Source organism: Rossellomorea sp. H136 (genome assembly GCF_056838065.1).
In genome coordinates, this window is the sequence record NZ_CM166371.1 from 2667889 (window position 1) to 2690036 (window position 22148).

24 protein-coding genes and 2 riboswitches are annotated in these 22148 nt (G+C 42.3%); all 24 genes read right to left on the bottom strand.

Annotated elements, in window-relative coordinates:
- Positions 1 to 10: 10 nt before the first annotated feature.
- The 24 genes from ACYH0O_RS13430 to ACYH0O_RS13545 all read right to left on the bottom strand — a co-directional run bounded on the left by ACYH0O_RS13430 (position 11) and on the right by ACYH0O_RS13545 (position 22147).
- Entirely contained in the window at positions 11 to 1129 is a 1119-nt protein-coding gene (locus ACYH0O_RS13430; protein WP_482629125.1) for an amidohydrolase, read from the bottom strand.
- A gap of 17 nt (positions 1130 to 1146) precedes the next feature.
- Positions 1147 to 2526 (bottom strand): YjiH family protein, encoded by a 1380-nt coding sequence (locus ACYH0O_RS13435; protein WP_482629126.1) that lies wholly within the window; start codon positions 2524 to 2526, stop codon positions 1147 to 1149.
- Positions 2527 to 2550: 24 nt separating this feature from the next.
- A complete protein-coding gene (locus tag ACYH0O_RS13440; RefSeq protein ID WP_482629127.1) occupies positions 2551 to 3408 on the bottom strand; it encodes a MurR/RpiR family transcriptional regulator in 858 nt (285 codons plus the stop codon).
- A 231-nt stretch (positions 3409 to 3639) separates the two neighbouring features.
- Positions 3640 to 4563, bottom strand: a complete 924-nt coding sequence (locus tag ACYH0O_RS13445; protein WP_482629128.1) for a peptidoglycan-binding domain-containing protein — start codon at positions 4561 to 4563, stop codon at positions 3640 to 3642.
- 284 nt (positions 4564 to 4847) lie between these two features.
- A complete protein-coding gene (locus tag ACYH0O_RS13450; RefSeq protein WP_395940680.1) occupies positions 4848 to 5237 on the bottom strand; it encodes a cell wall hydrolase in 390 nt (129 codons plus the stop codon).
- Positions 5238 to 5403: 166 nt separating this feature from the next.
- Positions 5404 to 6966 carry a long-chain-fatty-acid--CoA ligase gene (locus tag ACYH0O_RS13455; RefSeq protein ID WP_482629129.1) on the bottom strand — a complete coding sequence of 521 codons (1563 nt, stop codon included), beginning with the start codon at positions 6964 to 6966 and terminating at the stop codon, positions 5404 to 5406.
- A 175-nt stretch (positions 6967 to 7141) separates the two neighbouring features.
- Complete coding sequence (locus ACYH0O_RS13460) at positions 7142 to 8446, bottom strand: nucleobase:cation symporter-2 family protein (RefSeq protein WP_149155979.1); 1305 nt, start codon at positions 8444 to 8446, stop codon at positions 7142 to 7144.
- Positions 8446 to 9033 (bottom strand): xanthine phosphoribosyltransferase, encoded by a 588-nt coding sequence (locus ACYH0O_RS13465; protein ID WP_482629130.1) that lies wholly within the window; start codon positions 9031 to 9033, stop codon positions 8446 to 8448. The genes ACYH0O_RS13460 and ACYH0O_RS13465 overlap by 1 nt, the downstream gene beginning before the upstream one ends.
- 122 nt (positions 9034 to 9155) lie before the next feature.
- Positions 9156 to 9257, bottom strand: a riboswitch (purine riboswitch).
- A 118-nt stretch (positions 9258 to 9375) separates the two neighbouring features.
- Positions 9376 to 9927, bottom strand: a complete 552-nt coding sequence (locus ACYH0O_RS13470) for a precorrin-2 dehydrogenase/sirohydrochlorin ferrochelatase family protein (RefSeq protein WP_482629131.1) — start codon at positions 9925 to 9927, stop codon at positions 9376 to 9378.
- Positions 9908 to 10663, bottom strand: a complete 756-nt coding sequence (locus ACYH0O_RS13475) for a sirohydrochlorin chelatase (RefSeq protein ID WP_482629132.1) — start codon at positions 10661 to 10663, stop codon at positions 9908 to 9910. Before ACYH0O_RS13475 ends, ACYH0O_RS13470 begins: the two co-directional genes overlap by 20 nt.
- On the bottom strand, positions 10664 to 11440 hold the full coding sequence (cobA, locus tag ACYH0O_RS13480; protein WP_482629133.1) for a uroporphyrinogen-III C-methyltransferase: 777 nt from the start codon (positions 11438 to 11440) through the stop codon (positions 10664 to 10666). It lies immediately after the preceding gene.
- A 13-nt stretch (positions 11441 to 11453) separates the two neighbouring features.
- Positions 11454 to 11678 carry a DUF3906 family protein gene (locus ACYH0O_RS13485; RefSeq protein WP_149155984.1) on the bottom strand — a complete coding sequence of 75 codons (225 nt, stop codon included), beginning with the start codon at positions 11676 to 11678 and terminating at the stop codon, positions 11454 to 11456.
- Between the two features lie 13 nt (positions 11679 to 11691).
- Positions 11692 to 13302, bottom strand: a complete 1611-nt coding sequence (locus ACYH0O_RS13490; protein WP_482629134.1) for a nitrite/sulfite reductase — start codon at positions 13300 to 13302, stop codon at positions 11692 to 11694.
- A gap of 11 nt (positions 13303 to 13313) precedes the next feature.
- A complete protein-coding gene (gene cysC, locus ACYH0O_RS13495) occupies positions 13314 to 13916 on the bottom strand; it encodes an adenylyl-sulfate kinase (protein WP_482629135.1) in 603 nt (200 codons plus the stop codon).
- 13 nt (positions 13917 to 13929) lie between these two features.
- On the bottom strand, positions 13930 to 15075 hold the full coding sequence (gene sat, locus ACYH0O_RS13500) for a sulfate adenylyltransferase (RefSeq protein ID WP_482632568.1): 1146 nt from the start codon (positions 15073 to 15075) through the stop codon (positions 13930 to 13932).
- A gap of 41 nt (positions 15076 to 15116) precedes the next feature.
- On the bottom strand, positions 15117 to 16178 hold the full coding sequence (locus ACYH0O_RS13505; protein ID WP_482632569.1) for an inorganic phosphate transporter: 1062 nt from the start codon (positions 16176 to 16178) through the stop codon (positions 15117 to 15119).
- Between the two features lie 18 nt (positions 16179 to 16196).
- On the bottom strand, positions 16197 to 16895 hold the full coding sequence (locus tag ACYH0O_RS13510) for a phosphoadenylyl-sulfate reductase (protein WP_482629136.1): 699 nt from the start codon (positions 16893 to 16895) through the stop codon (positions 16197 to 16199).
- A 99-nt stretch (positions 16896 to 16994) separates the two neighbouring features.
- Positions 16995 to 17150 carry a YezD family protein gene (locus tag ACYH0O_RS13515; RefSeq protein WP_262372569.1) on the bottom strand — a complete coding sequence of 52 codons (156 nt, stop codon included), beginning with the start codon at positions 17148 to 17150 and terminating at the stop codon, positions 16995 to 16997.
- Between the two features lie 84 nt (positions 17151 to 17234).
- Positions 17235 to 17340, bottom strand: a riboswitch (SAM riboswitch).
- A gap of 165 nt (positions 17341 to 17505) precedes the next feature.
- A complete protein-coding gene (locus ACYH0O_RS13520) occupies positions 17506 to 17907 on the bottom strand; it encodes a MaoC/PaaZ C-terminal domain-containing protein (protein WP_482629137.1) in 402 nt (133 codons plus the stop codon).
- Positions 17904 to 18353, bottom strand: coding sequence for a MaoC family dehydratase N-terminal domain-containing protein (locus ACYH0O_RS13525; protein WP_482629138.1), 450 nt, complete (start codon positions 18351 to 18353; stop codon positions 17904 to 17906). The genes ACYH0O_RS13520 and ACYH0O_RS13525 overlap by 4 nt, the downstream gene beginning before the upstream one ends.
- Positions 18354 to 18374: 21 nt before the next feature.
- Positions 18375 to 19133: a 3-oxoacyl-ACP reductase FabG gene (gene fabG / locus ACYH0O_RS13530; protein ID WP_482629139.1), complete on the bottom strand. Its 759-nt coding sequence runs from the start codon at positions 19131 to 19133 to the stop codon at positions 18375 to 18377.
- Positions 19134 to 19154: 21 nt separating this feature from the next.
- Positions 19155 to 20330, bottom strand: coding sequence for an acyl-CoA dehydrogenase family protein (locus tag ACYH0O_RS13535; RefSeq protein ID WP_482629140.1), 1176 nt, complete (start codon positions 20328 to 20330; stop codon positions 19155 to 19157).
- A gap of 45 nt (positions 20331 to 20375) precedes the next feature.
- Positions 20376 to 21350, bottom strand: coding sequence for a quinone oxidoreductase family protein (locus tag ACYH0O_RS13540; RefSeq protein WP_482629141.1), 975 nt, complete (start codon positions 21348 to 21350; stop codon positions 20376 to 20378).
- Positions 21351 to 21361: 11 nt separating this feature from the next.
- Positions 21362 to 22147 carry an enoyl-CoA hydratase/isomerase family protein gene (locus tag ACYH0O_RS13545; protein WP_482629142.1) on the bottom strand — a complete coding sequence of 262 codons (786 nt, stop codon included), beginning with the start codon at positions 22145 to 22147 and terminating at the stop codon, positions 21362 to 21364.
- Position 22148: the final 1 nt, after the last annotated feature.

Genomic DNA, 22148 nt, shown 5'->3' on the forward strand with positions numbered 1-22148 from the left:
TCTCCCCCCTTTACCAGTCTTGACGATCTGCTATTAATAACATCTGAATTAATATCTTTGTTCCATAAACCAGAGATTCTTGATTAAACCGCATGGAAGGATGATGCAAACCTGGTGAGAGACCACATCCAAGTCCAATCATAGTAGAAGATAAACCAGGATGATTGATCGAATAAAAATGAAAGTCTTCTGCTCCAGGAGAAATACATTCTAATACCATATTTTTCTCTCCAAGAACCGATGAAATTGCTTCACGAGCTAGCTCGATTGCCCGTGGATCCTTTACAGCCGCCGGTAGATACTCTTCCACTCGATAGGTGATGCCGGTATCCGTCTCCAGTTGTATACCTGAAATCACCTGTTCTGTCTTTTCCAATAATGCTGTCATGGTGTCATTCGATTCAGCTCTTAAATCGAAGGTGAAATGTGCATTTTCCGGAATGGAGTTGGATGATTCGCCTCCGTGCAGCTCCGTGATCTTAATGGAATAACGATTTTTGACATTCAATCTGATCTGCTTGACCGCTTGAATCAATAATGACGCTGTCTCCAGGGGATTGTTCCCTTGTTCCGGCCTTGCTGCATGTGCAGGTATTCCTTTAATCGTTCCCTTTAGCGATGCAGTAGAGCTATGAACGATGATAGGAGCAGCCATTTCATAAGGGACCTCCATTTCTGGTCGAAGATGAATTCCGCCAAGAAACTTTACATCATCGAGAACATTCTCTTCTATCATTTTCAGTGCCCCCGCTGCCTTTTCTTCAGCTGGCTGAAAGATGAAGCGAACCGTATGATTCAATTTTCTTTTCGCTAGTGCAAGAGCTGTATACAAAACCATGGTACTATGGGCATCATGACCACAAGAATGATTCGGTTTAACCACTCCATCCACTTCTTGAAGCAATGCATCCATATCGGCACGAAGAGCAATTACATTTGACTGCTCACCCTTTAATTCTGCAATAAATCCGAAATGCCCTTCGTACGTTTTAACAGAAAAGCCGGCTTCTAAAAGTTTAGTTTTTAAATAGCTGGATGTCTTTTCTTCCAACCAGCTCGGTTCAGCCAGTTGATGCAGCTCCTGATAGGTTTTTAGAATCTCATCACGATGTTCATTTACAAAGTTCATAGTGTTTCTTCCTCCTATCAAAAAATCATATGTGCAATCACTACGACAATAGGTAGAGTAATGCATGTCCGGATTAAAAAGATCAAGATCAAATCTACGATACTGACAGGCAGCTTCGAACCAAGAAGCAATCCACCCATTTCAGACATATAGATTAATTGTGTAACAGATACACATGCAATGACAAACCGGGTAAGTTCACTTTCAATTCCACTACCGATGACCGCGGGAAGGAACATATCGGCAAACCCTACTACCATGGTCTGGGCCGCTTCACTTGCTTCAGGAACCTGCATGATGGTAAGGATAGGTTCGAAAGGTTTCCCAAGATAGGTGAAGAGAGGTGTATACTCTGCTATCACTAGTGCGACTGTCCCTATCGCCATAACGATCGGTAAGACCCCCAGCCACATATCCAATACGTTCTGAACGCCTTCTTTTACGACAGAAACAGGTCCATTATTCTTTTTAGCCTTTGTTACAGCTTGATGAAAACCCCATTTAACAACGGAAAAATCGGATGGAATCCCTTTTTCGTTCTTTAATTCCGTTCTTTCATAACCAGTATTCGGTTTTCTTGACAATGGTGGTATACGTGGCATGATCAATGCCGCTACAAGCCCGGCAAAGATGATCGTTGCGTAATAGTGCAGGAAATATTGCTCTAAATTCAAATAAGAAATGACTACAATCGTAAACGTAATTGAAACAACCGAAAAGGTAGTGGCAATCACAGCCGCTTCACGTTTGGTGTAATACCCTTCTTCATATTGCTTGGTCGTCAGAAGAACGCCTATTGTGCCATCTCCCACCCACGATGCCAGACAGTCTAGTGAAGAACGGCCAGGTAATGTAAAAATAGGTCTCATCACTTTCAACAACAAGGCACCAAAGAACTCTAATAATCCAAAATTAAGAAGGAGCGGAAGCAGTAGACCTGCCAGTAGAAAAGTAGAAAATAGTATAGGAATCAGATCATAGATTAAGAGTCCACCAGTGTTTTCTGAGAAAACCATCACTGGTCCCAATTGATAAATCGTCATCACGGCAAACAATGTGCCGAGGACACGTGCAACAAGCCAAAACGGACTAATGATTAAAAGAGTGCTCAAATATCGACTATTTGTAATAAAAGCTGGTTTGATCGTTATCGCTATGAGTGACCCTATGACAGAGAGCGCCATAATCAACGCGGTTATTGCAGGGATAACTTCACCAAGATACACATTTATTTGTCCAGCTAAATAAGCGACAGGAATCGTAATGCCATCTTCTGTTGTAATCGGTACAATAAATAATAGGATTCCAATTAATGATGGAATCAGGAATTTCCATACGTCACTGGTAGTAAATGCTTTCGCTTCTATTTTTTGATTCGTTTGTGATGCCCCGTTCATAAATTCTCCACCCCTCTATTTGTCTTATTCAATAAATAATCCCTCATTTGTATATAATTGCTCTAGCTTCCTTTGCCGAATACTTATGTTGTCTTGATCTCGATGCTGAAGACCTATTAAAATGAGTTCAACTAAACTAACGACAGATGCAATCGAATGATGTCCTGAATTCATCCCTTCCTCGGTTGTAAGTGTAAGGTCAGAAATTTGTCCGAGGGGTGATAATTGTCTATTGGTGATCGCAATGACATAAGAATCTTGTTTTTTTGCCATCTCCACAAGCTCAATGGATTTAGTGCGGAACCGGGGAAACGAAAACATAACCACAGTAGAACGTTGATCCAAATCACATATATCTTCAGGAGAAAATCCTGCTGGGCTAGACAGGAATACGTTTGTCCTGTATTGTTTTAACGTATAATACATCCAATAAGCCGCTCCATAAGAACTCCCAAATCCACCAATATAAACTCGCTCTGATTGTATTAAGCGATCAATGGTATTCCATATTTCTTTCACGTCTAATTGACTCATTAGCTGCTCCAGTACGGATTTTTCTTTCTCAATGACCTTGCTGAATACACTCTCGTCATCACCATCTGTTGAGGATGAAGGAAATGATTCATTTTCATTAACCTGCTTCTTCTCTAACCAATCCCTTCGCACCACTTCCTGCATTTCAGAATATCCTTTAAAGCCTAACGCGTATCCTAATCGAATCACAGTTGTTTCACTTACACCAACTTTCCTTCCCATCTGAAAAGCCGTGAGTATCGCTGCTTCACCTTGCTGCTGAAGAATCAACTCAGCGACTTTTTTTTGCCCGGCAGATAAGGAAGAATAGTTTTCTTTAATAATTCGTGCAATTGATTTTTGAACCATGACTACTCCTTTCTGTGCACCGAAGGAAATCCTTCGTTTTTTATAGTATAGTGTATGATATACTTCATATTCAATGAGAAATTTTATAATTCTGATATTTTCAAGTTAAAAGAATGCAATCGATGCGAACTGCATTCTTTTAATACGATTTCACAACCTAAAAATGGCGGCCGATATAATATCAGACGCCATTTTATGGAAAATCATTGAGTGATCTCTTGTTTATTCAACTTAGTTACTTTCTTGAGATCCTTTATATTGTTTTGGTTCTTTCACTGGTTCTTTGCTTGGTTCTTTTGTTGGTTCTTTCACTGGTTCCTTGGCTGGTTCTTTGCTTGGTTCTTTCACTGGTTCTTTGCTTGGTTCTTTACTTGGTTCTTTAGCTGGTTCTTCAAATTTTACAGGACCTTCTTTTTCAGGCTTTTGTTCTTCTCCCAAGTCTTCGTCTTTTCCTTGGCCATCACCTGCTCCTTGACCTTCACCTGCTCCTTGACCTTCGCCTGCTCCTTGGCCTTCACCTGCTCCCTGACCTTCGCCTGCTCCTTGGCCTTCACCTGCTCCTTGGCCTTCGCCTGCTCCTTGGCCTTCACCTGCTCCTTGGCCTTCACCTGCTCCTTGGCCTTCGCCTGCTCCTTGGCCTTCACCTGCTCCTTGGCCTTCACCTGCTCCTTGGCCTTCACCTGCTCCTTGACCTTCACCTGCTCCTTGGCCTTCGCCTGCTCCTTGGCCTTCACCTGCTCCTTGACCTTCGCCTGCTCCTTGGCCTTCACCTGCTCCTTGGCCTTTGTTTTTACCACCACCTGATGGTGATGGGAACTTTAGTTTTGAGTAAGTATAGGTAATTGATTCAAACGTTTTACTATCCACTGCACCTGTTGCTGGGAGGCCATGTTTTTTCTGGAAATATTTCACTCCCTGAACAGTGGTACCATCATACTTCCCATGAATTTTACCTGCGTAGCTCCCTATGGACTTAAGCATTCCCTGAATGACGTAAACATCAGGTCCTTTTGCATCTTTTCCAACAGCATTACTGACTGATGACATGGAAAGTAGCAATATAAGAGCCAGAACAAAAGTACCAATCCCCTTAATGATTTTATCCCCCAGACTCCTTTTTTCTTTGTAAGATTTTTTGGTTAAATACTTTTTCAATTCAGTACACCTTCCTTATGTTGAGAGTTATAGTTACAAATCTTACTATCCCCAAAATATCTCGTATCATGACGCGGATTCCGGACTTTTATCAATTAACCTTTACCGGCCTTTATGTAATTTTGAAAAGAACTCCTAACCAGCATATTTGTACTTTAATTAAAATTTTCCGTCCCATATTTTTTAAATAGGCGATTTGAACAGAGAAAAAACAAAAAAAAACACTTGAAAAATTCAAATGTTTTTTTGTCCGAGATTTTCAAATCAGTATAAATATATTCTTACTACCCTTGCAAACCTGATTGAAATACAGTTGGACAATCAGTACGAGTAGGCTGATAAAAGCAATGACTTTTAAATCGGCCTGAGTTTGCTTGATTATACCATTTACTTGGACAATTACCAGATGGCTTGAAAAACCACATGCTAAAACTAGCAGGATGTATTCGTCGGCCATTTATTACTTTTCTAGCCATGTCGAGTTCGTTACTTCTTGCCCTTTGATAAAAGTATCCTTTTTGCGTTGCTTCAAATCCTCCAGGGCTTTGGTAGACCATTTGCTTGATACTTCTGATTTTCTTAAAATCCAAACAATCCCCTAATACCCGATTAACACCTACATTACCGACCATCATCATCCCTTGATTTCCTTCACCCTCAGCTTCTGCCCTCATTAATCTGGCAAGAAGTTTAACTTCTTCTTCATTGTGTTTTATTAATGGCACTTTTATCAGCCTCCCTCATATCCTCATATCAATATATGGGTGGTCAGACTGTCCTATACTAGGTGCAGACATCATCATATAATGAAAATAAGGTCCCACAAAGGACCTCATTTCGTTATCGTGTATTTTCTTTCCGGTAAATATTTTCTCGAAGTAAAAACTTTTGAATCTTACCACTTGCATTCCGAGGAAGTTCTTCTACGAATATATATTCACGCGGCCTCTTATAATCGGCCAACAGATCCCCATTTTTCATAAAGAGATCGAGATCTTGCGAAGACAATGAAGGATTTTTGGACACAACAACGGCAATCACCTGTTCTCCCCATTTTTCATGAGGCCGACCGAGTACGGCAACATCTACAATATCTTCATGGGCGTGCAGAGCATCCTCTACTTCACGGGGGTACACATTTTCTCCTCCCGATATCACCATATCATCCACCCGATCAGCGACGTATAGATACCCATCCTCATCCATATAGCCTAAATCACTGGAATGATACCAGCCTTTATACAATGCTCTTTCCGTCGCTTCCTTGCGATTGAAATATTCAAGCATTGTACAGGAACCACGAACAATGATTTCCCCGACTTCACCAGGCTTGCAAAGATCATTCGGTTCAGAAGGGCCGTTTTCATTCGGTTTGACTACACGTATTTCATGATTATAGGCAGCCCTTCCTGCCGAGCCTGTCTTGATTAGCTGCTCATCCTGAAGAAGGAAGGTAACCGCTGGACCCATCTCAGTCTGACCATAGGCTTGTATCAAGTCAATCTTCATTTTCTCATGGAGAGCCCTCACAAGGACTGGTGCCATTGGGGCAGCCCCATAAAGACCAATCCGTAAAGATGAAGTATCGTAATCATCTACCCCGTGTTGCAGAAGCATATTCCACATCGTTGGAGCGGCAAAAAAAGAACTGACCATTTCCCGCTCAATCACTTCCAATACGGTTTGCGGATGAAACTGATGAACGATAATATTCTTCGCTCCCGCTTGAACACGTGGAAGGAAACAGCAATGAAGCTCTGCACAATGAAACATAGGTGCTGTAACTAGCCCTATGTCATTAGGTGTCAGTCCCATAACAGACGTACAAATCAAGCTCTGCTCAGCCATATCCCTATGCCTGTGCAGCACACCCTTTGGTCTCCCGGTTGTCCCGCTCGTATACATAATCGCATATGCGTCCGTTTCTTTTACCGGGATGTCTATTAAGACATTCGAACATTGATTCACAACTTCTTTATAGTTTTGAGCAAACATAGGGGCATTGTCTCCAACATACCAAAAAAGGGTCTGTCGAAAATCTTGTGAAATCCGCTCAATCGGTAGGGTGAGGGCTTCTTCAAAAATCACTACCTTTGGTTCGGCATCTTCTAAAATGTAGTGTATTTCTTGAGCCTTCAATCGGAAATTAATTGGGTTAATCACCGCACCAATCTTTCCACACGCAAAGTACACAGTTGCTAACTCCAGAGTATTAAATAGATACGTCGAAACCCGATCTCCCTTTTTCACACCTGCCTTTAGCAACGCATTGGCTGCACGATGAACTTCATCCTGCCACTGTGCAAATGTTAACCTGGTACCTGTTTTCTCTTCTACAATCGCCTCTTTGTTCCGAAATTTTTCTACCGTTTGATCAAAAATGGATCCTGTGGTTGCGTACATATTTCTCCTCCTTTTAAGTTAGGGATATCCCATTACTGCAATATTCCCTAATCAATTATGTTCGAGATTGTTGTACGTATACCCTCCTTTAATATCTGATAATTCAGAAAAATATTCATAAAGAAAAACGTCACCTTCTACTTGAGAAAAGGTGACGTTCTTTCCACAACAATGATTACGAAGCTTTCTGCTCATTCAACACAACATTGAGCTTGCGTTTAGAAAACACGTTAAAAAACATATTCAGTCCAATAGCTGTTATACTTCCAGCAACAATCCCGTTATCTGTCAAGATTCGGATGCTGGATGGCATCTGAGCAAATAATTCCGGAACAGCAGTTACTCCTAATCCCATTCCAACTGAACAGGCGATAATCAATAAATTTTCTTGAGATGCAAAATTCACATGGCTAAGCATCTTAATCCCATAAGCTACCACCATCCCGAACATGGCCACCATCGCCCCGCCTAATACTGAAGCAGGAATCACTGTCGTTAAAGCACCAATCTTTGGTACCAATCCAAGGATCACGAGAAATGCTCCTGTTGCATAAATCACACTGTTGCGCTTCACACCTGAAAGCTGAACCAAACCTACGTTTTGTGAATAAGCGGTGTAAGGGAATGCATTGAATAAACCACCTAGTACGATTGCCAGCCCTTCAGCGCGGTAGCCCCTTGATAAATCCTCTTCTGTAATCTCTTTATCGCTGATATCTGCAAGAGCAAAATAAACACCTGTTGATTCCACCAAACTCACCATCGCTACTAAAATCATGGTTAGTATGGCTGTTATTTCAAACGTCGGCATCCCAAAGTAGAAAGGTTTTGCCATATGAAACCAGGATGCATCCCCAACCGCACTAAAATCTACTTTGCCTAAAACAAATGCAACGGCTGTTCCTGCCATCAACCCGAGTAAAATGGAGACAGAGCGAACAAAACCGGTAAAGAACTTATAAAGGATTAAAATAAAAAATAACGTTCCAAAAGCCAGAGACAAATTTTCCAATGATCCGAAATCAGCGCTCCCTTGTCCTCCTGCCATATTGTTCATGGCTACTGGAATCAAGGTAATCCCAATGATCGTTACTACAGAACCAGTCACTACAGGAGGGAAGAAACGAACCAGTTTCCCAAAGTACTTACTGATTACAACAACGAATAATCCTGAAACCAGTATGGAACCGTAGATCGCTGAAATACCATATTGCCCACCAATCGCAATCATTGGCCCTACTGCCGTAAACGTACATCCGAGTACGACCGGAAGTCCTATCCCAAAGAAACGATTCTTCCATACTTGCAATAAGGTGGCGATCCCGCACATGAAGATATCAATTGATACGAGATAAGTGAGCTGTTCTCCCGTTAATCCTAATGCTCCTCCTACGATGAGCGGAACGATCACCGCTCCCGCATACATAGCGAGGACGTGTTGAATCCCGAGTGACGCGAGTTTGATAGGCTGATTTTTCATTAAACCCGCGCCTCCTCTTGCTTGAATGTCACTTTCCCATTTTCAAGGGATTGGATTTCCGCTAATGATTCAACTCTGAATCCTGTTTCACGAACGAGCTTGCCTCCGTCTTGGAAGGACTTTTCAATAACAATCCCGATTCCGGCAACATGGGCGCCTGCTTGCTTAACTAAATCGATTAATCCCAGGGCCGCTTGTCCATTTGCTAAGAAATCGTCAACCAATAGGACACAATCATTTTCTCCAATATATTTACTGGAAATCGAGATTGTGTTTTCTTCCTGCTTCGTGAAAGAATAAACCTTTGAAGTAAGAACCCCTTCTGAAAGGGTCAACGATTTACGCTTACGTGCAAATACAAGTGGAACATTCAATTGAAGAGCAGCCATCACGCCAGGAGCAATTCCGGACGACTCAATGGTCAACACCTTCGTAATTCCCATATCTTTGAAACGACTTGCAAATTCTTTCCCGATTTCCATCATCAATTCAGGGTCCACTTGATGATTCAGGAATGAATCTACCTTTAATACAGTATCTGAAAGGACGACACCTTCATCTTCAATTTTATTTTTTAATAAATTCATATTCAAAACGCTCCTTTTCTGTTATAGAACCTGGAAGTCTACAAAAAAACCCAAAGGCTATTGTTCTCTGGATAGAGTGAGACAATGACCTTTGGGTTAGGCAAAGAGCGTCCGAATTGACGGACAATCCATTGCTCACTCATAGTCGAATCATTTACGGTAATCCGGTAGAAACTCGCGAGCCATATCCTCGCTATTATATGAGTGAAAACGAATATTGATTTGATATTGGATAGTATAACGGGAACCAGACATTTTGTAAAGGTTCATTTCTTAACAATATGTGCATTTTATATAAAAATGTTCGTATAATGAGTAAACGGGCATAAAGTTTTATCCACTTTACACCCGTTCAGATAGTTCCTTTAATCGTTTCCTTTTCTCCCCATCAGATAAGTCTGATGCCTTGATTTCTTTTCTCTTTGAGGCAATGAAATCTAGCTTTTCTATATAGGAATCATCAAATGGTTGGAAGATTTGATTGGTAAGCCTTTTTGCTAAGAATGGACTAGCTCCGCCGGTGGAAACGGCAATCGTTAAGTTCCCTTTTTGTCTAAAGGAGACCATCTGCAAATTTCCGCAATCACCGTCATCCACCACACATAATAGTTGATTTTCCTCGGATTGCATTTTCACCTGTTCATTCACCCATCGTTCATTCGTGGCAGCGATGACGATAAAAGCACCTCGTAAATCATCACGTTCCACTTCTCTTTTGATCCATATAATTCTTTTTTCTTCATGTAATGCTTGAATTCCATCAATAGCGTCAGGACTGATGACTGTTATCATCGCTCCCTGCTCTAAAAATACAGAGAGCTTCCTATATGCCACTTTCCCTCCGCCTACAATTGTAACTTGTTTTCCGTTCACATCAATCATGACAGGCAGCATGTAATTCTCCTTTATCGCATGGGGTTTCATTCACGCGGTCCAGAAATGCTTCTTCCACAAGGGGGTCATACCCTAAATAATCACCCAGAATAATATGCTCATTTTTCGTTTGGCTGATCTCCCTTTCAATTCCTTTCATGAGTAAACCGGTAAATAGCAAGTAGGGAATGAAAATGACGTTTCTCTCTGTATTCTTGACAGATTCCAAGGTGTCTGAAAAGCTTGGTGAGGCTGCTGTTAAGTAACAGGTCCTTACATCTGCTAACTTAGTCTTGGCTTGCACAAGTTCAGCAAGGGCTCCTAAATCCTTTGTAACATCGGGGTCTGAACTTCCTCTCCCTATCAATACGGCAACGGTCGAAGAGTCAATTGAAGCAGCATCGCGTATTTTCCCTATAACACTTTCAGCCATTTTATCGTGAACCCCAATTGGCTTTCCATACGTTACCGTAATACAAGGATAGGCTTCTTGACATTTTTGAACTTCATCTGGAATGTCTTTTTTTGCATGAACCGCCGTCAAAAGGAGAAGGGGAACGACGGAAACGTGTGAAGCTCCTTTTTCCACGCATGCTTTAAACCCTTCTTCAATGGTAGGTGATGCAAGCTCAAGAAAGCTTATTTCCTGAATATCCGCTTCCACTTGGTTCTGGCATCTTTTAATAAAATCAATGGCTTCTTCACGGGCTTTCACAATACGACTTCCATGACAGACGTATAAGATCGCGCGTCTCACTTAGAGTGCCTCGCTCATGATCGATTTCTTTTCAAAGGCTTCTTCAAACCACTGAATCTTCTCCCGGAAACGGACCACTTCTCCGACGATGATCATACTTGGATTCTCAATTTTTTCTTCTTTCACAATATCGATTATCGTTTCCAGCGTCCCTGTTACAGTCCTTTGTACTTCTGTTGTTCCCCAGTGGACGAGAGCCACAGGAGTATCCTTGCACTTCCCATATTGAATGAGCTTTTCTTTAATGTAAGGGAGATTGCCGACTCCCATATAAATGGCCAGGGTATCGATTCCTTTTGCCAGACTCTCCCACTTTTCATCTTCTTGTTGATTATTTTGTTTATGCCCGGTAACAAAGGCGACACTTGAACTGGCTTCCCGGTGTGTAACGGGAATCCCTGCGTAGGCTGCCGCTGCTATTCCTGAAGTGATACCGGGGACAATTTCAAAGGGAATCCCTTTTTTTGCAAGTGCTTCAGCTTCTTCTCCACCCCTTCCAAACACGAAGGGATCTCCTCCTTTTAATCTCACCACTACCTTGCCGCTGGAAGCATATCGCACGAGAAAATGATTGATCGTATCTTGTTTCATCGTATGATAGTTTGGCAGTTTCCCGCAGTATATCAAATCGGCTTCTTTTTTTGCATGGGAGAGAAGCTCTTTATTCACCAGACGGTCATATAATATGACATCTGCTTTTTGTATTGATTTCAATGCTTTTAGTGTGATTAATTCAGGATCTCCAGGACCCGCTCCCACCAAGTAAACTTTCCCCATCCATTATTCCTCCTTAAGATTTGATGATTGTTTCTTGTTCATGCAGAACAAACCCTGCACCATTTCCCCGGATTCTACGTTTCTCGTAAAGAGAGATGTCTATCACATCAGGCTTTTTCAAAAAATACTTCTCAAGTTCAATTTCTACTAGATCAAAGGCTTTCTCATCTGATTCAGCCGCTACTACGACAATCGTGACAAATACGTGAGTAGTGACTTCAAATCGATACAAATTCATCCCATGTGCCTCCTTAAGCTTCCTGAAGTAATTGATCTAACGTTTCTTGAAGGGGAACGGTACCAACCCGGTTGATATAGTCAAAAAAGGCTTCTCCCGGTTCTTTTGTTTGCTTAAAATGAAGGAGGAGTTGCTTTACCACTCCTGTCAAATTGCCAGCCTCCACTTTCCCTTTTAACTTTTCATTCAGTTTTCCACCGTCTTGAAGTGTTCCTCCGACATATATTTCAAATGCTTCTATCATCTTCTTATCTTTCGTTCTCATTTTAATTCCTTGAAGCCCGATATCCGCGATTTGTCGTTGACCGCATGAATTCGGGCATCCGACCATGTGGATTCTGACAGGGACATCCAATGAAAGTTCCTGATCTAATTGATTCGCGATTTGTCTCATCCGTTCCTTCGTTTCCACTAAAGCTAGATTACAATATTCGATCCCTGTGCATGATACAGAATACCCGATAAAGGAAAGGGGACTTGTTGAAATGCGATCAAAGATTTTCTCAGAAAGCAAAGCCTCAACGTGTTCATCTGGTATGTTGGGAATGATGAGATTTTGAGAATTACAGTTTCTCAGTTCTCCATTCCCATATTTCTTGGAAATCCTCGCAAGTTCATATACTTCATCAGAATTTAAGCGTCCAACCGGTACATTCAGCCCCACATAATTGAGTCCTTCCTGTTTCTGTGGATGTACTCCGTAGAAATATCCCGCATTCCACCCTTCCACGGCATCAACTCCCGCAGGTAAAAGCTCAACATACTGTAATAGCGTTTCCTTGAATTTCTCTGGACCCCAATCGGCCATTAAGAATTTCAAACGGGCCAAATGTCTTTTTTCCCGATAACCGAAGTCGCGAAAAATCGTGGTGACCGCTATCGCAACTTCCTTCACTTGGTTAGGAAGGATGAATACATCCAACTCTTGGGCGAGGAATGGTCTTGCGGACAATCCTCCACCAATCTTCAGATGGAAGCCGGCTTCTTCTTTACCGTCTATCAGCTTTTTTGCCGGAACAAAGGAAACACAATTGATTTCAGCATTCGACGCATTATTGATATTTGCGGAGATTGCTACTTTATATTTCCGCGGTAAATTTGAGAAATCTTCGTTGTGCTGAAAGAAATCATATACTTCTTTCACAATGCTCCTTGTATCGAAAAGTTCATCAGGATCGATTCCTGCCAGGGGGTTCCCGACGATATTACGTGTGATATCACCGCATGCACCGGCTGAAGACAATCCAACCTTCTCCAGACGTTTAAAGATGTCGGGAATCTGTTCAATCTTCAACCAGTGAAATTGGATCGCCTGGCGGGTGGTGATGTCATAGACGTCTCTACCATACTCTTTACAAATGGCAGCAAGTTCCCGTGACTGTTCATAGGTCAAGATGCCCGACGGGACGTTCACTCTCATCATGAAATAGCCGTCTTCCTTTGGTCTTTGTAAATACAAACCTGCCCATTTAAACTTATCCCACTCTTCTTTCGGAATCGAAGAGAAGCCATTTTCCGCATAGTACGGAATATCTTCAAAGATAGACAACCCGTCTTTCTCCAGTTTCCATTTTTCCGTTTTGTTTAATTTCTCATTTGACTCCCAAGATTTTGAATATGCCATGATTTCTCCCCCTATATAAGCTGTTTTTGATTCAATACAGTTAGTAAGTACTCCACGCATTCTTCAATTGAATGTTTCTCTGTATCCAGTACCACTTCCGGTTTTTCAGGTGCCTCATAAGGAGCACTGATTCCTGTGAAATGAGTGATTTCCTCTTTACGGGCTTTTTTGTACAATCCTTTTGGATCACGTTTTTCACATTCTTCTAACGAACAATGCACATATACTTCGATAAATTCATCAGTCTCCACTAAATTTCGTACGAGAGCACGGTCTTCCCTGTAAGGTGAAATAAAGGCCGTCAGCACAATTTGTCCGCTATCGATGAAAAGTTTGGACACCTCACCGATTCTCCGGATATTCTCCTTACGATCTTCTTCCTTGAATCCCAAATCATGATTTAAACCATGACGGACATTATCTCCGTCCAAAACATAGACTTGTTTCCCTTGTTGGAAAAGAGAGTGAGACAATGCATTGGCGACACTCGATTTCCCTGAAGCGGATAAACCCGTGAACCATAAAATAAAGCTTTGATGTCCATTTTTTTTTCGTCTCTCCTGTTTCGTTATTGCGGTTTCATGCCATACGATGTTTTCTGTTTTTTCATTCAACCCCGTACCCTCCTTAAGTCGTTTGTCCAGCTTCTTGTTTTAGACCTCTAATTAACACTTCGATCACTTCAGGGCGACTGAACGTTGAAGGGGGAACTTCCCCGTTGCGGAGCATCCCTCTCACTTTTGTCCCTGACAAAATAACGTGATCGTTCTTATCATGAGGACATGTTTTCGTAGTCGCCATCCCTTCGCACCTCTCACAGTAAAAACTATGCTCGAAGCGGAGAGGGGTAATCCCTATCTCACTTTCACTGAACTGATCAAATATTTTCTGCGCATCATAGGTACCATAATAATCGCCAACACCTGCATGATCTCTCCCGACGATAAAATGCGTGCATCCATAATTTTTTCGTACCAGTGCATGGAAGATGGCTTCCCTTGGACCCGCGTACCTCATGGCAGCAGGGAAGACTCCTAAAAACACACGATCTTTAGGGTAATAGTTCTGTAACAGAACTTCATAACTCTCCATTCTGATGCCCGCTGAGATATCATCCGCCTTTGTTTCTCCTACCAACGGATTTAAGAAGAGTGCATCAACGGTCTCCAATGCCGTTTTCTGAATATACTCATGGGCCCTGTGAACAGGATTTCTCGTTTGAAATCCGACAATCGTTTTCCATCCCTTTTCCTTAAAAAACTTTCTTGTTTCATTTGGGTCAAATGTATACTCGGTGAAAGGTTTGGAAAGACGTTTAATAAGACTGATTTTCCCACCTACGTACACATCTCCCCGTTGGAATAATTTCTTGACACCTGGATGATCAGCGTCGGTGGTTCCGTATACGAGAAGGGCTTCTTTCTGTTTATCTGGTTCATAAATATCCTCCACCTCAATGAGTCCATAGGTTTCTCCCTTATAAACAAGGCGACTCTTTAAGCCTTTCTTTACGTCTCTTGCTTTTTCTTTTCCAATGGGGAGGGTAATCGGAATACTCCACACATTGCCATTTCGCAATCGTAATGTTTCCACCACATGTTGATAATCAACTTCGGTCAAGAATCCATTTATAGGGCTGTAAGCACCTATTCCAATGAGTTCCAAATCACTTAATGCGGTTTCGTCTAAAGTGATCTCATTGAGAATATCCTCATAGGGTTCTTCTGGTAAATATGATTGAACAAGCTTTCCTCCGTGGGGCTGTAAACTCATCATTTATCCTCCTTAACATATTGTTTTAATCGGAATTAAGATTAAATTCCGCCTCCGTCTTCGTGAACGGATCGCCTTTCTTCATTGATCACACGCATAAGGGATAATGCTCCCACAGTAGCGATAATGACGCATATTGGAACCACGATCGAATACAGATCGCTATCAATCACGAGCTTTACTAAAAAATATGAAATACTGAGTGAAATAAGGGGAGAGACCACCCATATTTTGACGATTTTTTTGACAATTTTCTTTTGCAGCATATGTTTGCCGTTCTTCGCCATCCCGAGGCCTATGATAGAGGACGAAGTAACCTGAGTCAGCGGGATCGGTAATCCATACAGTGAGCTCACAATCACCAGGATCGCTCCCGTAAAGGATATGAGAATTCCTTCGGCTTTTGAATATTGTGTAATTTTTTTCCCGTTTGTTTCCACTACTTTTTTCCCCAGTAAGACAGCTCCGAGGGCAACGAACAATCCACCCAGCCAAATCCCACGGGAGGGAGACAGTAAACCCGCACCCACTAATGGACCGACGGCGTTGGCTACATTATTCATCCCTGCCGAAAAGGCTTCAAAGAACCCGGCGATAATCAAAAGGTACGCAAGCCATTTTTTTTCAAAATGGAAACCGCGCTTTTCAAGCTTTACTAAACCTATACCGAATACCCACGTAACTCCGAAGGCAATGACCGGGACAATCACCCAGAATGACATGATCGTTAAGAGTGACTTCACATAAAGAACTTGATATGCGACTCCGACTCCTACAACCGCTCCGACCGTTACTTCACTTGTAGACAGCGGGATCCCGATCACATTCGCCAGAAACAAGGAAATGGTGGCGGATAACAATATGATGACCACGATTTTGATGGAGAGTACATGCTGAGGGATAATCCCTGAACTTATGGTTTTAACTACTTCTCCTCCACCTAATACCGCCCCGCTCAGGACACCGGCTGCGCAGATCCATAATGCAACCCTGATGTTCTTTATGGCTCCTGCACCATACGCAACACCCATCGATGCTGCCGCTCCACTGGCACCAATGTTCATAGCGAAAAACAAACTTATGATCAGGGCGATTACTTCAATCAAAGAATGTCACCCCTTTTAATGAAGACCGCATTCGGTTTTCCCTTTTCCTTTCCATCTTCCTGAGCGGAGATCATTGATGTCTATGGCTGGAGTTGTACAATGGAAGCATCCGATACTTGGATACCCCTGATCATGAAGAGGATTATAGGATAGGTTATGTTTATGGACATACCTCCAAATCTCCTTCCAAGTCCAGTGAATCAAAGGACAAATCTTAACCGATTGAAACTTGTCATCCTTATTGATGAATTCAACCTGACTCCTTGTCGGTGATTGCTCCCTTCTTAATCCTGAAATCCAGGCATTTCCTTTGGATAAGGTTTCTTTTAAAGGGTCGAGCTTTCGAATTTGACAGCATTGGTTCGGATTTCTCTCCCACAACCTATCTCCATATGTTTCTGCTTGCTCTTGGAGCGTTAATTCAGGCTTTTTCATATAAATGGTGATACCAGGATACTTCTCCTTCACCTTTTCAATCGTTTCGTAGGTTTGCTTGAAATGAACACCTGTATCAAGAAATACTATGGTTGCTTCCGGTTGTACTTTGGTTAAGAGGTCGATTAATACGATCCCTTCTATCCCAAAACTACATGCATATACGACACTCTCACCATAATGATCATACGTCCACTCAAGTACGTTTACAGCTCCTTTATATACCGGATCAATTTCAAATTGGACAGATGGTTTTTTCCAAGTTTGATAGGTTAACATGATACACCCCTTTCCCGCTCATCCAAACAAAAAGAGGCGATAACAAGATATAGGGATTTCCCTTATCTGTGTTATGCGCCTCTAGTTTGTCTAGTCAGCTTATTTAATTCGCACTTTCTCGTTTTTCTCCAATTGAATGACTTTACCGTCCTGAACCACAATGGTAATTGATCCAAAACTCATCGTCTTCAACATCGAAGTGATCTTCTCGACTACTACATCATACTGTGCCTCTTGATTATTTTCTTTAGTCACTTGATTCCCCCAATTTTCATCTTATCCAGAAAATCATGAATGAAAAAACAACCTTCCATTTTGGAAGGTTGTTCAGGTAAGGATACCTTATCTTCCAAAATGACTTCACATTTTGCTGGAATTAGCACCTTACATAACGTAGGTTGCTGGGCTTCGCGGGGCCAGATCCCTCCACCACTCTGGATAAGAGTTATTAATTTTAATATTCTAAATAATACCACATTCTTCAGGGAAGTCAACCCGAGTTTTTCTATCGGATTTAAGTCTTTTGACTTATTTTTTCTTTCAGAACATTAATTCTCTTTATTTCTATTCGCTTTATGAAAGCTATAGGACACAATTTTCACATGAATGCTCAAAATAATTGAAACATCAATTTACCCTCGATCACTTTCTTCTGGTCCTGATTGACGGCAAAGACTTTAAAATGTAAGAGATCATCCTGTTTTTCTGATACTTCTGCAATCAATGTAATAACATCGTCCAAAAAAACCATCCCTTTAAAGCGGACGGTGTAATCTTTGATAAATCCTTCTTCATAATGATCACTAAAAAGCCTGGTGACATTGCCCATTGTCCACATACCATGAGCAATGATTCCTGGAAGACCCAGTTTATGGGCTTCCTCATCGATCGTATGAATGGGGTTATAATCCCCAGATGCTCCTGCATATTTGATTAAGTCGATTCTCGAGACTGGAGCTAATTCGACAATGGGAATCGTTTCACCTATATTAATGGATGATAGTATAGTCATTTTCCCAACCTCTCTCTGACCGTTTCAGTGATAATGACAATCGCCTCGGAGGTGAAAATCCTATTCCCTCCTGAGTCTTCACCGATATCTTCGATTACAAGAAAGCCAAGTGTTCCACCCGATCCTTTCCGCTCATAGTAATCTTTTATCTCCGTATAACACTGAATACGTTCCCCGACCTTCAGTGGTCTTTCATATTGAAAAGATTGTTCCCCATGAATTAACCCGACATTCGGTAAATGAAAACCTTCAATTGTTCCATAGTCGAACACTCGTGGAAAAGTAGGGGGGGCAATATTCCCCCTGTATCTGGACCTTTTTCCTACTTCTTCATCCACATAAATGGGATGTGGATCACCGATGGCTTCGGCAAACTTATGAACCGCTCCTTTTTCTACACAATTTTCTACGGAAGTCGAGCGTTTACCGATATAAGATTGAAACATATCCTTCACCTCTTTCTCCCATTAGGCTTTCGGCCCTCCAGCTACGTAGAGGATTTGTCCATTAACGAATGACGATCTTTCATCCGCAAAAAACGCCACTGCATTCGCTATATCTTCCGGTTGCCCGCTTCTTCCGACAGGAATTCCTTGAAGACTTGCTTCCACCAGTTCTTCAAAGGTAATTCCGATTCGCATAGCCGTTTCTCTAGTCATTTCCGTTTCGATGAATCCGGGGGCTACTGCATTTGTCGTAATACCAAGAGGACCTAGCTCTATAGCCAAAGTTTTCGTTAAGCCTTGAAGACCAGCTTTAGCCGTAGCGTAATTTGCCTGTCCCCGGTTACCGAGTGCCGAGGTAGAAGAGATATTAATCATCCGGCCATACCTGTTCTTCACCATATAACCTTGCGCTGCTTTCGCTACGTTAAATGATCCTTTCAAATGCACATCCATGACCGTTTGCCAATCTGTATCAGTCATTTTAAACAACAGGTTATCTCTGATGACTCCTGCATTGTTGACAACAATGTCAACGGCCCCGAAAGTTTCAAAGACTTCGTTGACGGCCTCTTCTACTTCTTTGAATTCTACTACATTCGCAATTCTTGTATATATTTCATACTCTCTCAATTCCTCACTGACTTCCAAGAGTGCCTCTTCATTCACGTCAATGATGGCAACCTTTGCCCCTTCTCCTGCAAAGAGCTTGGCAATCGCTTTACCGATCCCCCGGCTCCCGCCTGTTACTAAAGCTACTTTCCCTCTGAATCTTTCACCCATTTACATTACCTCCTTATCCCTTTAAACAAATTGGCCCACTTTCACATGCCCTTTTAATAGATTCCGAGAAATGATCAGTTTTTGAATTTCATCAGTTCCATCATAAATACGCCACAATCTTGCTTCACGATACCAGCGTTCAATCGGAAGTTCTCTTGTGTAGCCCATCCCTCCGTGAATTTGAAGGACCCGATCCACTACCCGATTTCCCATGTTCGATCCGTACAGTTTGGCAATCGATGCAACATGGCGATTATCTTCTCCTTGATCCAGCGTGAATGCTGCATTTAACACAAGCCATCTGGCAGCTTCAATTTCCACGGCAGAATCAGCAATCTGCCATTGAATCGCCTGTCGATCCGCGATTGGCTTTCCAAATGTCTCTCTTTCTTTGGAATAATCAATCGCCATTTGCAGTAAACGTTCTGCTGCGCCTACCGCTTGTGCACCAACAATCCAGCGTGCGAACCCGATCCATTCCAGCCCCAGATTGTAACCACCATCGATTTCACCGAGAATATTTTCTTCAGGTACCCGCACGTCATCAAAAAACAGACTGGCCGGTCCCCATTCCCCCATGGTATGAATGTATTCGGATGTCCAACCCATACTTCGATCGGCTATAAAACAGGTTACTCCTTCCCGACCCGTTCTCCGATGCTTTTCCTTATCGGTCACCGCCATGACCATGACAAAGTCTGCTTCATTTCCGCCAGTAATAAACGTTTTTTCACCATTTAACACCCACTCATTTCCATCCTTCACTGCGGTCATCCGAATGTTTTGAGTATCGGATCCAGCTCCCGGTTCCGTCATGGCAAAGCAGGACTTTTTCTCTCCGTTTATCGTGGGGATCAAATAGTTCTTTTTCTGTTCTTCGTTGGCATAGTATAGGATGTTATCTGCATAACCACCGAAACTGAAAGGCACAAAGGTTTTAGAGATTTCCATATAAACAATGGCCATCATCATTTGCCCGAGTTCCGCTCCGCCATACTCTTCTGGTGTATTGATCCCCCAGAACCCTGCTTCCTTTGCTTTTAACTGCAGCTCGCTCCTTTTTTCCGGGGAAAGACTTGGTTTTCCTTCCCGTTCATTTCTTAGCACTTCATTTTCTAAAGGTATTAGTTCTTTCTCAACAAATTTACGGATGGTTTTTTGGATCATCCTTTGTTCATCTGATAACCGTAAGTTCATCCCGGTTCCCCCCTATAAAATGGATCGTATACTAACTGGTTAGTATTATGGCTTCAGGATTACCTTTCCTACCGTTTTTCTTGCTTGCATGAGTGTATGAACCTTAGCTGCATCTTCTAAAGGAAATACATGTCCAACCGTTACTTTCAATTCCCCGGACGCTACATAATGAAAGATTTCATGAAGGGTTTTCTGGGTCAGTTCAGCATCTCTCATGAGAGGAGGTAGGAAGAACCCGATAACAGACTGATTCTTTGCCATCAAAGAAGAAGGATAAAATCTGCTCTGCTCTCCGCTTGCTACTCCGTAAATCACCATTCTTCCGAAATAGTCGAGACATTTTAACGTTTTATAGAAAACATCACCGCCGGCCATTTCCAATGCCAGGTTTACACCCTTTCCATTTGTGGCTTCCAGAACTTCTGATTCCCAGCCCTCTTGAGTGTAGTTGACTAACACATTCGCTCCCATATCCTCAGCCAGACGTAATTTTTCTTCTGTGCTGGCCGTAGCGATGATCTTACCTGCACCAAATCGTTTTGCCAGTTGGACGGCAAGCAGGCCTACTCCACCAGCCGCTGCATGAATGAGGACGGTTTCTCCCTGCTGCAACCTTCCCAAGGTTTTTAATATGTGATAGGCACTTAATCCTTGAACAGGGATCGCGGCCGCTTCCTTGAAACCCAATCCATATGGGAGGGGGATCAATGAACGCTCATCTGTCAGGGCAAATTCTGCATAACCTCCGGAATCCATCATGGCTACAACCCGGTCTCCTTTTCTTACTCTCTTCACATCTTCTCCCACTTCAGTGACGATTCCCGCCACTTCAGAACCCGGGATATATGGGAGTGGAGTTTTTACCACATATTGCCCTTCCCGTCTTGCTGTATCAGCATAATTGACTGCAGATGCATGAACATCAATAAGGACTTCTCTACCCCGAGGCGTCGGAACATTTATGTCCACATTTTCTAATACATTTGGGCTTCCAAACTCCCTGAACTGAATGGCTTTCATCCTAATCCCTCCTATTTTCCAGAAAACGATGGTCTTCTTTTGTTTTTAAATGCTGAAACTCCCTCACCATGATCTTCAGTTGTAATCATCAAGGTTTGTGTGATTCGTTCTTGTTCAAGTATCTCATCCAAAGATGAGGTGAATGAACGATCAATCATTTTCTTCATCATTCCATAAGCTTTACTTGGCCCTAAGGCTAACTCTCTAGCCCAATCAGTTGTTTCCTCATCAAGTCGTTCAAAAGGGACAATACGGTTTACCACACCTAAGTTATACATTCTTCCCGCTGTCACAGGTTCTCCTGAAAAGAAGAATTCTTTCGCTAAATGTGGACCGATTATGCGTGGAAGAAAATACGAACCTCCGCCATCGGAAATAAGACCTACTTTAGAGAAGCTTAAAGCGAATTGACTATCTTCTGAAGCGATAATCAAATCACAGGCCAGGGCTAAATTAAAACCGGCACCTGCTGCAAAGCCGTGTACCGAGGCGATGACCGGTTTATCTATTTCTTTTAGTGCTTTAATGCATGTATTTAATATCCCGATGTGTTCATAGACTTCGTTTGAAGTGGCACTCCCCATCGTTTTCACGTCGCCACCTGCAGAAAAGGCCCTCCCGGCACCGCGAATCACAATGGCTCTGATTTCCTGATTACGCTCTGCCTGCTCTAGTGCTTCAACGATTCCCGTAAGCATGTTCTCATCAAAGGAATTCAAGCTATCCGGTCTATTTAATGTCAATGTCATTACCCGGTCAGTTGTTTCTAGTAGTAAAGAGGATTTCATCGTTTTCATT